The 15,394-nt window shown below is 70.5% G+C and carries 10 protein-coding genes and 3 pseudogenes; 8 read left to right on the top strand and 5 right to left on the bottom strand.

What is annotated here, in order from left to right; all coding sequences use genetic code 11:
• Positions 1-253 precede the first annotated feature (253 nt).
• Complete coding sequence (locus ABZ656_RS07585; RefSeq protein WP_101403615.1) at positions 254-667, bottom strand: TIGR03618 family F420-dependent PPOX class oxidoreductase; 414 nt, start codon at positions 665-667, stop codon at positions 254-256.
• Between the two features lie 130 nt (positions 668-797).
• Between ABZ656_RS07585 and clpB the strand changes: the two genes are divergently transcribed.
• Positions 798-3,383, top strand: a complete 2,586-nt coding sequence (clpB, locus tag ABZ656_RS07590; protein WP_101399472.1) for an ATP-dependent chaperone ClpB — start codon at positions 798-800, stop codon at positions 3,381-3,383.
• Between the two features lie 174 nt (positions 3,384-3,557).
• Positions 3,558-4,091 (top strand): YbjN domain-containing protein, encoded by a 534-nt coding sequence (locus tag ABZ656_RS07595; protein WP_075033056.1) that lies wholly within the window; start codon positions 3,558-3,560, stop codon positions 4,089-4,091.
• 15 nt (positions 4,092-4,106) lie between these two features.
• Here the strand turns inward: ABZ656_RS07595 and ABZ656_RS07600 are convergent, their stop codons facing one another.
• Positions 4,107-5,219 carry a hypothetical protein gene (locus ABZ656_RS07600; RefSeq protein WP_360265575.1) on the bottom strand — a complete coding sequence of 371 codons (1,113 nt, stop codon included), beginning with the start codon at positions 5,217-5,219 and terminating at the stop codon, positions 4,107-4,109.
• A 192-nt stretch (positions 5,220-5,411) separates the two neighbouring features.
• Positions 5,412-5,840, bottom strand: a pseudogene (locus tag ABZ656_RS07605) (aminotransferase class I/II-fold pyridoxal phosphate-dependent enzyme); the annotation flags it as partial.
• A 179-nt stretch (positions 5,841-6,019) separates the two neighbouring features.
• Between ABZ656_RS07605 and ABZ656_RS07610 the strand changes: the two are divergent.
• The 3 genes from ABZ656_RS07610 to ABZ656_RS07620 all read left to right on the top strand — a co-directional run bounded on the left by ABZ656_RS07610 (position 6,020) and on the right by ABZ656_RS07620 (position 9,334).
• Entirely contained in the window at positions 6,020-6,574 is a 555-nt protein-coding gene (locus tag ABZ656_RS07610) for a Uma2 family endonuclease (RefSeq protein ID WP_360265553.1), read from the top strand.
• 349 nt (positions 6,575-6,923) lie between these two features.
• A complete protein-coding gene (locus tag ABZ656_RS07615; protein WP_360265556.1) occupies positions 6,924-7,250 on the top strand; it encodes a hypothetical protein in 327 nt (108 codons plus the stop codon).
• Between the two features lie 44 nt (positions 7,251-7,294).
• Positions 7,295-9,334, top strand: coding sequence for an FAD-dependent oxidoreductase (locus ABZ656_RS07620; protein ID WP_101399476.1), 2,040 nt, complete (start codon positions 7,295-7,297; stop codon positions 9,332-9,334).
• Between the two features lie 173 nt (positions 9,335-9,507).
• Here ABZ656_RS07620 and ABZ656_RS07625 read toward each other — a convergent pair whose 3' ends face one another.
• Positions 9,508-10,788, bottom strand: coding sequence for a pyridoxal phosphate-dependent aminotransferase (locus tag ABZ656_RS07625; protein ID WP_101399478.1), 1,281 nt, complete (start codon positions 10,786-10,788; stop codon positions 9,508-9,510).
• 486 nt (positions 10,789-11,274) lie between these two features.
• On the opposite strand from ABZ656_RS07625, the pseudogene eccCb reads away from it, so the two are divergent.
• The 3 genes and pseudogenes from eccCb to ABZ656_RS07640 form a co-directional block, all read left to right on the top strand.
• Positions 11,275-12,549 (top strand): annotated as a pseudogene (eccCb, locus tag ABZ656_RS07630) (type VII secretion protein EccCb); the annotation flags it as partial.
• A complete protein-coding gene (locus ABZ656_RS07635; protein WP_360265560.1) occupies positions 12,546-13,955 on the top strand; it encodes a DUF6177 family protein in 1,410 nt (469 codons plus the stop codon). The pseudogene eccCb and the gene ABZ656_RS07635, both read left to right, overlap by 4 nt.
• Positions 13,956-14,484: 529 nt before the next feature.
• A pseudogene (locus tag ABZ656_RS07640) lies at positions 14,485-14,646 on the top strand (Smr/MutS family protein); the annotation flags it as partial.
• A 435-nt stretch (positions 14,647-15,081) separates the two neighbouring features.
• Here the strand turns inward: ABZ656_RS07640 and ABZ656_RS07645 are convergent.
• Positions 15,082-15,394, bottom strand: a 313-nt coding sequence (locus tag ABZ656_RS07645) for a hypothetical protein (RefSeq protein WP_360265563.1), incomplete at its 5' end; no start/stop codon positions are given.

Here is a 15,394-nt window from a genome sequence, read left to right on the forward strand (position 1 = left end):
CGCTGTTACTTCCCCCCGCTGCGGCGACACCGTCACATTAACACGGTGACGCCGCTGCAGTTTTGGGCGAAAGATCCAGATATTCGCCCATCTTCATGCCATCTCCACAACGGCTGAGATCAGCCGGGCCTCACGGCCGAGGCCGTTCGGCCGGGTCCCACGCCCGGGGCCGGTCAGTCAGAACCCGCGCCCGGGGTCGTGCGGCCGGGTCCCGCGCCCGAGGCCGGTCGGCCGGACCCGCGCCCGGGACCGGTCAGCCGTGTCCCATCGCCGAGGTCAGCGTGATCTCGATCGCCACCCGGTCGGGGTTCGGCGAGGGCACCCTCCCGTACCGCTCCGCGTACCGCCGCTCCGCCTCCGCGACACGCGCGGGGTCCGCGGCGATCCTCGCGCGCCCTTCCAGCGTCGCCCACCGGCGCCCGTCCACCTGGCAGACCGAGACGCGCGCCCCCTGCGCTCCCGCGGCGAGCACGTGGCCCACCTTCGCGCTGGACTTGTTGGTGATCACCCGAGCCAGGCCCGCCTCGGGGTCGTATGTAACCCCGACAGGCACGACGTGCGGGCTGCCGTCCGCCCGGAGGGTGGTGAGGGTGCACAGATGGCGTTCCCGCCAGAAGGTGAGGTACGCGGGGTCGGGATCGTGCGGGTCCACCGGGTATGCGCTCATGGTCGGAAATGTATCCCCACCCGTGAGTGCCACGGCTTCCCGGCCTTCCTTGAGTGGAATAGACTCAACTTTGTGTACGTTGGGTGAGTCAGTCCGTACATCAGGGTCGTACGAGGAGGAGAACGCGAACGTGGACGCCGAGCTGACCAACAGGAGCCGGGACGCGATCAACGCGGCCACCAGCCGGGCCGTGTCCGAGGGGCACCCCGACCTCACCCCTGCCCACCTGCTGCTCGCGCTGCTCGGTGGTCAGGAGAACGAGAACATCACCGACCTGCTGGCCGCGGTCGACGCCGACCAGGCCGCCGTACGGGCCGCGGCCGAGCGCGTCCTCGCGGGCCTGCCCAGCGTGACCGGGTCCACCGTCGCGCCCCCGCAGCCCAACCGCGAACTGCTCGCCGTCATCGCCGAGGCGGCCGACAAGGCCAAGGAGCTCGGGGACGAGTACCTCTCCACCGAGCACCTCCTCATCGGGATCGCCGCGAAGGGCGGCCCGAGCGGCGACGTACTCTCCCAGCAGGGTGCCAGTGCGAAGAAGCTGCTTGAGGCGTTCCAGAAGAGCAGGGGAGGACGCCGGGTGACGACCCCGGATCCCGAGGGCCAGTACAAGGCGCTCGAAAAGTTCGGTACGGACTTCACCGCCGCCGCGCGCGACGGGAAGCTCGACCCGGTCATCGGCCGGGACCAGGAGATCCGCCGGGTCGTGCAGGTGCTGTCCCGGCGCACCAAGAACAACCCCGTCCTCATCGGTGAGCCCGGCGTCGGCAAGACCGCCGTCGTGGAGGGGCTCGCCCAGCGGATCGTGAAGGGCGACGTGCCCGAGTCGCTCAAGAACAAGCGGCTGGTCGCGCTCGACCTCGGCGCCATGGTGGCCGGGGCGAAGTACCGGGGCGAGTTCGAGGAGCGGCTGAAGACCGTCCTCGCCGAGATCAAGGACTCCGACGGGCAGATCATCACCTTCATCGACGAGCTGCACACGGTCGTCGGCGCGGGCGCGGGCGGCGACTCCGCCATGGACGCCGGCAACATGCTCAAGCCGATGCTCGCCCGCGGTGAGCTGCGGATGGTCGGTGCCACCACCCTCGACGAGTACCGCGAGCGGATCGAGAAGGACCCCGCCCTGGAACGCCGCTTCCAGCAGGTCCTGGTCGCCGAGCCGTCCGTCGAGGACACCATCGCCATCCTGCGCGGGCTCAAGGGCCGCTACGAGGCCCACCACAAGGTCGTGATCGCGGACAGCGCGCTGGTCGCCGCGGCCACTCTCTCCGACCGGTACATCACCTCCCGCTTCCTGCCCGACAAGGCCATCGACCTCGTCGACGAGGCCGCCTCCCGGCTGCGCATGGAGATCGACTCGTCCCCCGTGGAGATCGACGAACTCCAGCGCGCGGTGGACCGGCTGCGCATGGAGGAGCTGGCCCTCGACAAGGAGACCGACCCCGCCTCCCGGCAGCGTCTGGAGAAGCTGCGCCGCGACCTCGCCGACAAGGAGGAGGAGCTGCGGGGCCTGACCGCCCGCTGGGAGAAGGAGAAGCAGTCCCTCAACCGCGTCGGCGAGCTGAAGGAGAAGCTCGACGAGCTGCGCGGCCAGGCCGAACGTGCCCAGCGCGACGGCGACTTCGACACCGCCTCCAAGCTGCTCTACGGCGAGATCCCCACCCTGGAGCGGGACCTGGAGGAGGCCTCCGAGGCGGAGGAGGAAGCCGCCAGGGACACCATGGTCAAGGAGGAGGTCGGCCCCGACGACATCGCGGACGTGGTCGGCTCCTGGACGGGCATCCCGGCCGGGCGCCTCCTGGAGGGCGAGACCCAGAAGCTCCTGCGCATGGAGGAGGAACTGGGCCGCCGCCTCATCGGCCAGAGCGAGGCCGTCCAGGCCGTGTCCGACGCCGTACGCCGCACCCGCGCCGGAATCGCCGACCCGGACCGGCCCACCGGATCGTTCCTCTTCCTCGGCCCGACCGGCGTCGGCAAGACCGAACTCGCCAAGGCCCTCGCGGACTTCCTCTTCGACGACGAGCGGGCCATGATCCGCATCGACATGAGCGAGTACGGAGAGAAGCACAGCGTCGCCCGGCTGGTCGGCGCCCCGCCCGGGTACATCGGCTACGAGGAGGGCGGCCAGCTCACGGAGGCCGTGCGCCGGCGCCCGTACAGCGTCGTCCTGCTCGACGAGGTCGAGAAGGCGCACCCGGAGGTCTTCGACATCCTGCTCCAGGTGCTGGACGACGGACGGCTCACCGACGGACAGGGCCGTACGGTCGACTTCCGCAACACCATCCTCATCCTGACCTCGAACCTGGGAAGCCAGTTCCTGGTCGAGCCGCTGACCTCCGAGGAGGAGAAGAAGCAGCAGGTCCTGGAGGTCGTACGGGCCTCCTTCAAGCCAGAATTCCTCAACCGCCTCGACGACCTCGTGGTCTTCTCGGCGCTGGACAAGGAGGAGCTGGAGCGCATCGCCGGGCTCCAGATCGGCCGCCTCGCCAAGCGGCTGGCCGAGCGCCGGCTCACCCTGGAGGTCAGCGACGCGGCCCTGGCCTGGCTCGCGGAGGAGGGCAACGATCCGGCGTACGGGGCCCGGCCGCTGCGCCGCCTCGTCCAGACCGCGATCGGCGACCGGCTCGCCAAGGAGATCCTGGCGGGCGAGGTCAAGGACGGCGACACGGTCCGGGTGGACGCCTTCGGGGACGGCCTGATCGTGGGGGCCGCGCAGTAGCCCGGACGGGCTGATTCTCAGCGGTCGACGGCGCCGGTTTTGGCGGCGCCGTCGTCACTGGCCGCAAGGGATACACACTCCCGGTGGCGGTGTGCGTGCCTTTGCCTGTGGGGGTTGCCACTGACCGCCCGTGATGGGGGAGGATGGCAGCATCCGTACGAAGGGAAATACACGGTGAGCATCGACCCGTCCTCGATTCCGAATTTCGGGGGCCAGCCCGAGCCGCAGCCCGGCGGACCGGCGGGCCCCGTCGTCCCGGATCAGGACCTCGTGAAGCAGCTCCTGGACCAGATGGAGCTGAAGTACGTCGTCGACGACGAGGGTGACCTCGCGGCGCCGTGGGAGGAGTTCCGTACGTACTTCATGTTCCGCGGCGAGGGGGACCAGCAGGTCTTCTCGGTGCGGACGTTCTACGACCGGCCGCACCAGATCGACGAGAAGCCGACTCTGCTGGAGTCCATCGACGACTGGAACCGCCGCACGCTGTGGCCGAAGGTCTACAGCCACACGCACGACGACGGCACAGTCCGCCTGATCGGCGAGGCGCAGATGCTGATCGGCACCGGCGTCGCCCTCGAGCACTTCGTTTCGTCGACGGTCAGCTGGGTGCGGGCCGCCATCGAGTTCGACAAGTGGCTCGTCGAGCAGCTCGGCCTCGAGCAGGAAGTCAACGAGGCGGAGAAGCCCGAGGACGACGACGAGGAGTAGTCCTCCCACCAGGTTTCACAGCGGCGTGTGAGCGATGACGACCAGATACGCGCCGTAGGCGAACGAGAGCCCGGCCAGGGCGCCGACCACCAGGACGGCGTGCCAGGGCCGGGCTCTTGCCGTGCGGACCAGCGCCCGGGCGAGCGGCAGCAGCAGCGGGAACGCGGGCAGCAGGAAGCGCGGCTTGCACTCGAAGAACCCGGAGCCGCCGAGCGCGATCAGCAGCAGTACCCCGCTGTGCACGAGCAGTGGCAGCGGGGCACGGTCCGTGATCAGCAGCCCGTACAGCAGCACGGCCGCCGCCACGACCACCATCGTCATCGGGAACACGAAGCGGTCCCCGTGCGTCAGCAGATGCCGGACGAAGCGCAGCGAACCGGCGCCGAAGTCGAAGCGCGAGCCCCACAGCCGCTGCACCTGGAAATAGCCGCCGAACGGATCGCCCTTGCGCCGGCCCACCCACAGCACATAGCCGCCCCAGCCGACCGGCGCGAGCGCGGCGCCCGTCCACAGCCTGTGGGAAACCCGTCCGCGCCGCCGCCAGACCTCGCACGCCGCCGCGGCCAGCACCGCCGCGGCCACCGCGAGCCCGTTCGGCCGCGACATGCCCGCGAGCGCGGCCAGCGCGCCCGCCCACAGCCAGCGCCCGGTGAGCACCGCGTACAGCGACCAGGCGGCGAAGGCGGTGAGGACGGGCTCGGTGTACGCCAGGGACAGCACGATCGAGTGCGGGAGCAGGCCCCACAGCAGGACCAGCATGGTGGCGACGGCGCGACCGTGCAGCCGGGCCCCGATCGCGTAGATCCCGCAGGCGGCGACCGCGGCGGCGGTCCAGGCGACGAGCAGTCCCGCCGCGCCGCCGCTCAGCGCGGTCAGCGTGGTGACGGCGCGGATCAGCCCCGGATACAGCGGGAAGAAGGCCAGGTCGCTGTGGACGACGGTGGGCCTGAAGTACTGGGTGCGTCCGTAGCCGTGCGCCGCGATCCCCAGGTACCAGAGCGAGTCCCAGGACCGCCCGAGCAGGGCGAGGGGGCGCTTGCCGCCCGCCCAGGCGGTTCCGGCGAGCACGAGAACGCCGACGAGTCGCGCTGTCGCGAACAGCGCCAGCGCGTGCGCGACAGGGGGCAGGCCGTGCGCGGAGCGCGCCGGACGGCCGTGCCCCCCGTCACCGGGCTTCGGGGCGGCGGGGGCCGGAAGGGTACTGGCGTGGGTCACACCCGAACTGTGCGTCGCTTACGGGGTATTTGCGAGCTTTACACGCCTGGGTGGGTACGGTTTCCCCCACTTCGGCGCGCCGTCCCCACCGTCCTGGGCCCCGTGCTACCAGGCCGCCTTGAGTCGCTTCGCCGCCTCCTCCAGCACCTCGGTCCGCTTGCAGAACGCGAACCGCACGAAGGGCGCGCCCGCCTCCCGGTGGTCGTAGAAGACCGCGTTCGGGATGGCGACGACCCCGGCGCGTTCCGGGAGCGCACGGCAGAAGGCGAAGCCGTCGGACTCGCCGAGCGGCCGGATGTCGGTGGTGATGAAGTACGTGCCCGCCGGCTGGAAGACCTTGAACCCCGCCTCCGTGAGCCCGGCCGCCAGCACGTCCCGCCTGGCCAGCATGTCCGCGCGGAACGCCTCGAAGTACGTGTCCGGCAGCGCCAGCGCCTCGGCCACGGCGTACTGGAACGGCCCCGACGCCACGTACGTCAGGAACTGCTTGGCCGACCGTACGGCGGTGACGAGGTCCGGCGTGCCCGTCACCCAGGCGACACCTCGTTGGCCTACCTATTCCCATGTTGTGCGACAGGCCCCGCTGCGGATCTCCGGCACCGGCGGTGAGCGGGCCGCACACCCTGTCCGGACCGGTCTGTCGGCCGTACCGGCGGGCTCGGTGACGCGGCACTGTCCGTCGTATCCTGACCGCACACGGGAAGGAGCCGTCCATGAGCGTCGACGCGATCGTGCACACCGAGTTCCCCAAGGGGTACACGGTCCTGTTCGGAGCTGACGGAAAGGTGATCATGACTCCGCAGAGCTTCGAGCACTCCAGCACGATCAAGTCGATGCAGTACGACACGATCGTGTCCCTCGGACGCCACGCGAAGACCGCCTCCGACGTCTACATCGACTTCCCCGCCGACGAGAACTCCGCCCCCGATCTGGCGATCCTCCGCGAGGACGCCCGCCGGGAAGGCAAGCGCTACAGCTTCGAGGACGTCCTGCTGATCTCCGAGGTCGTCTCGACCTCCTCCGCACGCAAGGACTACGACGACTGCACCGCGAAGTACGGCCGCTACGGCATTCCCGTCTACCTGGTCGTGGACCCCTACGCCCAAGAGGTCGTCCTCCACACCCAGCCGACCGCCACCGGTTACATCGCGGCACATACCCACAAGTACGGCACGGGCAAGCTCCCCATCCCCCTGGCCGACGGCCGCACCTTCACCCTCGACCTCGACGAACTCCCGCGCCCGGAGCCCGAGGCGGACGCCCGCTGACGAAGGACTCCCGGTGCGGCTGTGCCGTCGGCACCCCCGTTGTCGGGCGTGGTCGGGCTTGATCGGCGGCGGCCGTGGATCTCGGCCTGCCGCACCCGGTCGGGCAGGGGGCGTCCACCCTCCAGCGAGCTGCTCGGCGACCCGCGCGACCGAATCCGTTCTCGTCCCGTTCCGCTCACGGAACCCGAAGACCATCCGAACGGCGCGCTCCTCACAGTTCCGCGGGCCACGGGTGTCGTGGACTGTCGGGGAGGGCGCACGAGCAGGCAGGCGCACTGGCCGCCGTGAGCCGTTGAGCCGGTCACGGCGGGAAGAACGTGCACGGGCCGCACACGGCCTGCTGGGGGTGTTGGCCGAGGACTACGACCCGGATGCCGCCCGCGCGGAGCCGGCCGACTGGATTTCGGCCCGCGGCGATCGGGAGGCCGCACTTCGGCAACTGACCGACGCCGTACGGACCATGGTTTTCCGTACGCGTGTGCAGGCGATGCTGGACGTGCTGCTGGCGGCGTTACCCGACGGCGAGGGCGAGCGGCTGCTGCGCACGCTGCGTCGCGACACCCAGCTGGCGCCGCTGGCGCTGAACGCGGGCGCGCGCGGAAGCATCTGTTCCGCGCGCGTGCGCTACGGGCGGGGGAGTCGAGCCCCCGCGCTCGCACGTTCGGGTGACCATTGATCATCTCTTGTCCACGGCACTCTGGCGGGCCCTATCCAGGACGTATGCATGAACTCCGCACCACAGCCAGCCAACCGCCGTTGTCCCGGCGGCGTTTCACGACCGCCGCCGGCACGGCCGCCGGCGTCACCGTCCTCGGACTGGGCACCGCCGACCCGGCCACCGCGGCACCGGCCGCCCCTGCCGCTCCCGCCGTCCCGGGGCAGGCCCCCTGCCCGTCCCGCTCCACCGCCGACTGGGACACCTGTCTTGCCGTCGCCCGCGCGCTGCTGGTCGTCGACGCCCACGACAGGCCCCTCGTACCGACGTACGAGAAGATCCTCGGTTCCGGGCTGCCCCGCGCCCGGACCAAGGCCGCCAAGAAGGTCCTGGTCGTGGGCGCTGGTCCGGCCGGCCTCGTCGCCGCCTGGCTGCTCAAGCGCGCCGGACACCACGTGACGCTGCTGGAGGCCAACGGCAACCGGGTCGGCGGACGTATCAAGACCTTCCGCACCGGTGGCCACGAGCACGCCGTGCAGCCGTTCGCGGATCCGCGGCAGTACGCGGAGGCCGGCGCCATGCGTATCCCCGGCAGCCACCCGCTGGTAATGCACCTGATCGAGCAACTCGGTGTCAAGAAGCGCCCGTTCTACCTCGTCGACGTCGACGGATCCGGCAAACCCGTCAACCATGCATGGCTGCACGTCAACGGCATCCGCGTACGCCGCTCCGATTACTCCAGATCCCCCCGCCGCGTCAACCAGTCCTTCGGAGTACCCCGCAAGTACTGGGACACGCCCTCCTCCAAGATCCTCGGCGATGCCCTCGACCCCGCACGCGACGAGTTCAGCACGGTCGGGCCGGACGGCAAGCGCGTCGACAAACCCATGCCGGAGCGGGTGCAGGGCTGGGCACGGGTCGTCCAACGCTACGGCGACTGGTCCATGTACCGGTTCCTGACCGAACAGGCCGGTTTCGACGAGCGCACCATCGACCTGGTCGGCACCCTGGAGAACATGACCTCGCGGCTGCCGCTGTCCTTCATCCACAGCTTCATCAGCCAGTCCCTGATCAGCCCGGACACCGCCTTCTGGGAGCTGGTCGGCGGCACGGCGACACTCCCGGACGCGCTGCTGCGGCAGGTGTCCGACGTGCTGCGCCGCGACCGGCGCGCCACGCACATCGAGTACTGGGACGCCGACCGACAGCACGAGCCCGGTGCCGACGACACCTCGCACGTGCGCCGGGACGGCACGCACGTGTGGATCGACACCGTGTCGGAGGGCCGCGACGGCAAGGTGGTGCGCGAGCAGTTCACCGGTGACCTGGCGATCGTCACCGTGCCGTTCTCCGGGCTGCGACAGGTGCAGATCAGCCCGCTGATGGCATACGGCAAGCGCCGTGCCGTCGCCGAGCTGCACTACGACAGCGCGACCAAGGTGCTGCTGGAGTTCAGCCGCCGCTGGTGGGAGTTCACCGAGGCCGACTGGAAACGCGAACTCGACGCCGTACGGCCTGGGTTGTACGACGACTACCTGCGCGGCAAGGCGCCCGCCGACGGCAGCCTGCTCGGGGCGCACCCCTCGGTGCCGCGCGGCCACATCAGCCCGGCACAACGCGCGCACTACGCCGCCAACCGCTGGGTCGGCCGCGACCAGCCCGAGGCTGCTCACATCATCGGCGGCGGGTCGGTCTCCGACAACTCCAACCGCTTCATGATCAACCCGTCGCACCCTGTCCCTGGCAGCAAGGGAGGCGTCGTCCTGGCCTCCTACTGCTGGGCTGACGACGCCTCCCGCTGGGACTCCTTCGACGACGAGGCCCGTTACCCGTACGCCCTACGCGGCCTGCAACAGGTCTACGGACAGCGGGTGGAGGTTTTCTACACCGGTGCAGGCCGCACCCAGAGCTGGCTGCGCGATCCGTACGCGTACGGTGAGGCGTCCGTTCTGCTCCCCGGCCAGCACACCGAACTCCTCGGGCACATCCGCGCCCCCGAGGGCCCGCTGCGCTTCGCCGGGGACCACACCTCGGTCAAGCCGTCGTGGATCGAGGGTGCCGTCGAGTCCGGCGTACGGGCGGCACTGGAGGCGCACCTGGCCTAGAAGGCTCACGAAGATCTTGCTGAGGGGGCTGCCCGGCTGTGGGCCGGACGGCTCCCCCAGACGTCGTCTCACTCGGCGCCCGCGGCGAGTTGGACTGGCCCCGCTGCGCGATCGACTCGGTGAACATGCGGGCTCTGAAAGCTTGATCACCGAGCCGTAGCCGGGCCCAGTTGTCAGGGACGGTGGGTTGGGCGGCCCGCGCAGTACGGCGAAGACTGGATTGTTTCTTTGGAGCCCAACGACGCGAGGCGTCGCAGGCGGCTGGTGGCCTCGTGGAGGACGTCGTCCCTCTTGCAGAACGCGAACCGCACGAACGGTGCCCCGGCCTCACGGTCGTCGTAGAAGACCGCGTTGGGAATGGCCACCACGCCCGCGCGCTCCGGCAGCGCGCGGCAGAAGGCGAAGCCGTCATTCTCGCCGAGGGGGCGGATGTCGGTGGTGATGAAGTAAGTGCCGGCGGGCTTGAACACCTTGAAGCCGGCCTCGGCCAGACCCTCCGCGAGGATGTCCCGGCGCGTGAGCATGCCCCGGCGGAAGTCCTCGAAGTAGGAGTCGGGCAGCGCGAGGGCCTCGGCCACGGCGTACTGGAACGGCCCCGACGCCACGTACGTCAGGAACTGCTTGGCCGACCGTACGGCGGTGACGAGGTCCGGCGTGCCCGTCACCCAGCCCACCTTCCACCCCGTGAAGGAGAAGGTCTTCCCGGCGCTGCCGATGGTGACCGTCCGCTCCCGCATCCCCGGGAAGGAGGCCAGCGGCAGGTGCTCGGCCTCGTCGAACACCAGGTGCTCGTACACCTCGTCCGTGATGACGAGGAGATCCCGCTCGACGGCGAGCTTCGCGATCTCTCCCAGCTCCTCGCGGGTCAGGACGGTACCGGTCGGGTTGTGCGGGGTGTTGACGAGCAGCAGCCGGGTGTTGTCGGTGACCGCGTCGCGCAGCTCGTCGAGATCGAGCCGGAAGCGCCGGTGGGTGACTCCGTCGCGGGTCTCCTCGTGCGGGCGCAGGGTGACCGGGATCCTGGTCCCGCCCGCCATCGCGATGCTGGCCGCGTACGAGTCGTAGTACGGCTCCAGGGCGATGACCTCGTCACCGGGCTCGACCAGCGCGAGCAGCGACGCCGCGATGGCCTCCGTGGCACCGGCCGTGACGAGCACCTCGCGGTCCGGGTCGTACGCCAGTCCGTACCGGTGCTTCTGGTGTTCGGCGATCGCCGTACGCAGCTCGGGCACGCCGGGGCCCGGCGGGTACTGGTTGCCGCGCCCGTCGCGCAGCGCCCGCACGGCCGCCTCCCTGATCTCCTCGGGCCCGTCCGTGTCGGGGAAGCCCTGGCCCAGGTTGATCGACCCGGTGCTCAGGGCCAGGGCCGACATCTCGGCGAAGATCGTCGTGCCGAACTCGGCGAGTCGTCGGTTGAGGAGGGGGCGTCGGCCGTTGGAGGTCATGCCGGTCATCCTGCGCCGAAGCTCTGGACTTCCTCAACTCTGCTTTGGCTGGTGAGACGCGAGGGCATCCCCCTGGCACGCAAGAAGCGAGGCGCCCACGGGGGGTCGCTTCGGGGGAACGAAAGGAGGGTGACGCCATGTTCATCGGCTTCATCCTGGCGGTCGTCTTCATCCTGTTCGTCGTGTCGTTGCGTGCCGTCGCCCGCGGACGGAAGAGGGTCGGGCTCTCGAAGAGCTCGTCGGGTTCGGCGCGGGGCCGCCGCTCGCGGGGCGGGTCCTCGGACAGCTCCGGCAGCTGGTGGGCCGGCGGGGCCGGGGGAGCCGTGTCGTCCTGCGGCAGCGGTTCGTCCGGCGGGCACCACGGGGGTCACTCGTGCGGCGGGCACTCGTCGTGCGGGGGCGGCTCGTCCTGCGGAGGCGGGTCGTCGTGCGGGGGTGGCGGGGGGTGCGGCGGAGGCAGCTGAGCTCCGCCGGGGGCGCGGGGTCGGGGAGGGGCTTCTCGAACGCGAGGAACTCTTCCGCGCGCACGGCATCGACTCCATCGACCAGCTACGCCACCTGCGCGCCCAGGGCAAACTGGCCGAGCTCGGCTCGACCGACATCGTGCTGCTCGTCGACGGATTCGGCGCGTTGCGCGACGAGTTCGCCGAACTCGACGACGCCGTGGCCGACCTCCTCAAGCGCGGCGGCGGATACGGCATCCACGTCGTCGCCGGAATGCTGCGCTGGAACGACGTCCGCATCGCCACCCAGTCGATGTTCGGCACCCGCGTCGAGCTGCGGCTCAACGACCCGGCCGACTCATCCATCGACCGCAAGCTGTCCGAGACGCTGTCACCCGAAGTGCCGGGCCGGGTGCTGACCGACGGCAAGTTGTTCGCGCAGGTCGCACTGCCCCGCATCGACAGCCGCCCCGGCACGGGCGACCTCGCGTCCGTTCTCGAGCGTTCCGCCCGCACGATCCGCGCCGGCTGGCACGGCGACGTCGCCGCTCCGGTACGGGTGCTCCCCACACGGCTCCCCGCGGCGAAACTCCCCTCACCCACCGCCGAACCCAGGGCAATCCCCATAGGCGTGGACCAGGACGCGCTCGCCCCCGCGCTGCTGGACCTGTTCGGAAGCGATCAGCACCTGCTGATCCTCGGCGACAACGAGTGCGGCAAGACCAACCTGCTGAAACTGATAGTCCGTCAACTCGTCGACCGGTACGGAGACGAGGAGCTGGTATTCGGCGTCTTCGACCCGCGCCGCGGCCTGCGCGGTGCCGTTCCGGAGCCGTACCGCGGTGGCTACGCCCACAATGCGAAGCTGGCCGCAGCGCTGGCCACCGGCATCGCCACCGAGTTGGAGAAGCGCCTGCCGGAGACGGCGGACCCGGACGCGGTCGGTGCGGAGCCCGCGTTCACGGGGCCGCGCATCGTGATCCTCGTCGACGACTACGACATCCTCTCCACCGCCGGCCAGCAGCCCCTGGCTCCGTTCCTGCCGTACATCTCCTCCGCCCAGGACATCGGTCTCCACTTCGTCATCGCCCGCCGCACCGCCGGGTCCTCCCGTGCCTTGTACGAACCCCTGCTGACCACCCTGCGCGAGACCGGCACCACCGCCCTCCTCATGACCGGCGACCGCACCGAGGGGCAGCTCTTCCCTGGCCTGTACGCCTCCGCGCAACCGCCCGGCCGCGGCACCCTCGTCCGCCGCGGTCGCCACCACCAACTCATACAGACCGCGCTCGCAGACGAGGCAGACGAAGAGGCCGGACAGCTGTGACCAAGGACGTCATCGCCCTCACCCCGAACATGCCGGACCTGCGCACACTCCTCGCGGGCCTCTACGCAGGCGGCCCCGACCTCGGCGTGAACACCCTGGCCGACGGCGCCGTCATCCAGCTCTGCGCCCCTGGCGGCCGCCCCCTCGTCTCCGTCGAGGCCCCCATCCTGGTCCAGGTCCCCGGGGAGACCACCCGCCTCCTCGGTATCGGTCCCGGTGTCCCCGACAGCCCGGTGTGGTGGACGGAGGCCCGAGCCTCCACCGCCGTCGCGGAGGGCGGCCGACTGGCGGGCTCCTTCGCCGGACGCCTCGCCACCGTCCTGGGCGGCACGGTGTGGCCCCCGGAAGCGGCCTCCACCGACGTCGTCCCGCTCACCACGGACATCTCCGCCGTCCCCGTCCCCGCCACATCGGCGCCGGCGGTGGACGTACTCACCGCCAAAGCGGCCGTGGTCATCCAGGACCGCCCCCTCGTCACCATGACCAGCTGGCTCTCCGACGCCCTGCGCGGCGCGACCGCCGACGACCGCGCCCTGCAGATCGTCACCCCACCCACCACCCGGCTGACCCTGCCCACCCGCACCGCCCTGCTCGGCCACCCCAACCGCTGGGTCATCCAGGACCCGGACCACGGCTTCTACGACGGCCTGTCCGGCGCCGTACTCCACTGGAAGGGCGGCACCTTCACCCCCATCCTCGACGAGAACGGCACGGCCTCCGTCGCCGAAGCCTTCAAGGCCGGCCCCGACGCCGGCGAACGCCAGCTCATCGTCTCCCTGCGCACCCGGCACCCCGCCGACAAAGACCTCATCCTCGGCCGCGCCCTGGAAACCGCCTGGCAGCACCTCACCGGCACCCCACCCGCCGGCTGGAGCACCGCCGAACCTGTCAACCTCCCCTGGTCCACAAGACAGTTGACCGATCTCGCCCGTGGCCGCGCCCCCCAGCCGACCTGGCTGATCGCCGTCGGCCACCCCGACCGCCCGGTCATCGCCACCGTCCGCATCACGCGCACTCCCGCCGGCGTCGAGCAGGACATCACCCTCACACTCGGCTACGGCAAAGACGCCGGCCCGCCCCTCGACGCGATCGAATCCCTCGCGGAGACCCTCTGCGCCGAGCACAGCCTGACCACCATGCTCACCTCGCTCCGCGCCGCCCGCAGCGACCTGACCGTCCCCCCGCGCTTCGAAGCCCCGCCCATCCCCATCTCATTCACGCTGGGCGCAGGCGAGCTCAAGGACGTCGGCCTCGACCACGCCCTCCGCTCGCCCCTCAGCCTCGCCCCCCTCCGACTCGGCCCCGCAGCCGAACCCGCCCTTCACTACCGACTCGGAGACGGAACCGACCCCCGCGCCTGGAACACGCTCCAACAGCTCACCCAGCACCTGAGGCAGGTCTCATGAACCCGGAGGGCACGCGGCCTGCACGACGCAGTCCGTGACACGATCGAGGCAATCGGCGGGGACGTCGCGGCCTTCGACCACGACCCGCTCACCGCTGAGTCCGTCCTAGACGACTTCGTCTCCCGCCTACCATGGCGGGAGTTCGAAACTGACGACTGGATCTGGCTCCACACCCAGCTCGTCGCCTAGTCGGTGAAGTACTCCCCGTCCTGCATCTTAGGTTCTCGCCCCCAAGCGGGCTTTGCGCTCGGGACGCCGACGACTGTCTTCCTCCGGACCGTCCAGGGGCTCAGCCACGCCGGTACGATACCGGCCGTACCCACCGAAGTCCGGGACCCGCGGGGTGGGACGAGGGTCGGGAGGATGACGTACGCTGCGACCGTACGACGAGCCCACGGGGACCCCGCGTCGGCCGCGGCGACCGAGCGCATCGGAGGCGATTGCCCTGCTCACGCTGGATCTGCACCCGATCTTCCGCAACAATCGCGACATCGATGTCGCGCTGCGCTAGACCCTCTTCAAGGCGGCCGCCACCGGGATCGACGTCGTGCAGATCATCCCGGGCAAGGGGACAGGCCAGCTGAAGAAGCGGGTGCTGGCCGTGCTGGCGCAGAAGCACATCAAAAAGCTCTACGTCCGCGTGGAGACGGATGCGACCAACGCCGGCCGGGTCCTGGTCCACCTCCGATGACTCCGCCGGCGGACGCGACGGACACCGTGCGCTGGTGGAGCCGCAGGGGTCACGCGGGGCCTGCGATCGTCATGGGGTGGCAGGCCACGGCTTCGGTCCACCACTGGAGCGGCCAGATCATCCGAGGTAGCGGCGGGATGGGCTGAGCGCTACGACCGGCGGCGGGGCATGCCGAGCCTGCCGCTCTTTGGGGTGCCGGAACCGGTCCGGGAACCCTTGGCCGTCGAAGTCCGGGCGGACTTGCCCCCCCGCCTTTCCGGCCTTGCGCCTGCCGATAACTCATCTGCCCGGGTCTGCGGGTGCCGATAATTCGTCCGTCCAGGTCAGGGCCCTGGCTCCCGCGCTCCGACCAAGCCGCACCGCTCCGACCGCTACCCGAACCGATCAGCGTGCCAGCACGGATCAGGTACCTGGAGGTCCGCCGACGAGACCGATTCAGCGGAACCCTTCATGAGTGCCGACGTGCCGCTTGACCAGGCCGGATGATGTATAGGCACCCGCACCCTTGACCGTGTACTCGCGGTAGTAGCCGGTGCCCTCGCAGGTGGCATCGGTGTCGGTGAGCGTGAAAGGTGCCGGCCCGATGTCAATGAAGGCAAGTACGGCCGAGCCAACGGCGATGACGACGATCGCGAGGGTGGAACCACAACCCGGGGTGAGGGCAAATGTCCGTACGCGGCTTCCGGCAGGCGCATCGTCCGCGGCTTCCGGCTGCTGCCGGTCCCGACCCGAAGGTTCGGCTCCGGAC

Origin of the sequence: Streptomyces sp. NPDC007095, assembly GCF_040634475.1 — a bacterium.
Classification (GTDB): domain Bacteria; phylum Actinomycetota; class Actinomycetes; order Streptomycetales; family Streptomycetaceae; genus Streptomyces.

Coding starts and splice junctions, on each gene's coding strand:
- ABZ656_RS07620 (WP_101399476.1), top strand. CDS start 7,295: ATGCATGAACTCCGCACCACAGCCAGCCAACCGCCGTTGTCCCGGCGG.
- ABZ656_RS07625 (WP_101399478.1), bottom strand. CDS start 10,788: ATGACCGGCATGACCTCCAACGGCCGACGCCCCCTCCTCAACCGACGA.
- ABZ656_RS07585 (WP_101403615.1), bottom strand. CDS start 667: ATGAGCGCATACCCGGTGGACCCGCACGATCCCGACCCCGCGTACCTC.
- ABZ656_RS07610 (WP_360265553.1), top strand. CDS start 6,020: ATGAGCGTCGACGCGATCGTGCACACCGAGTTCCCCAAGGGGTACACG.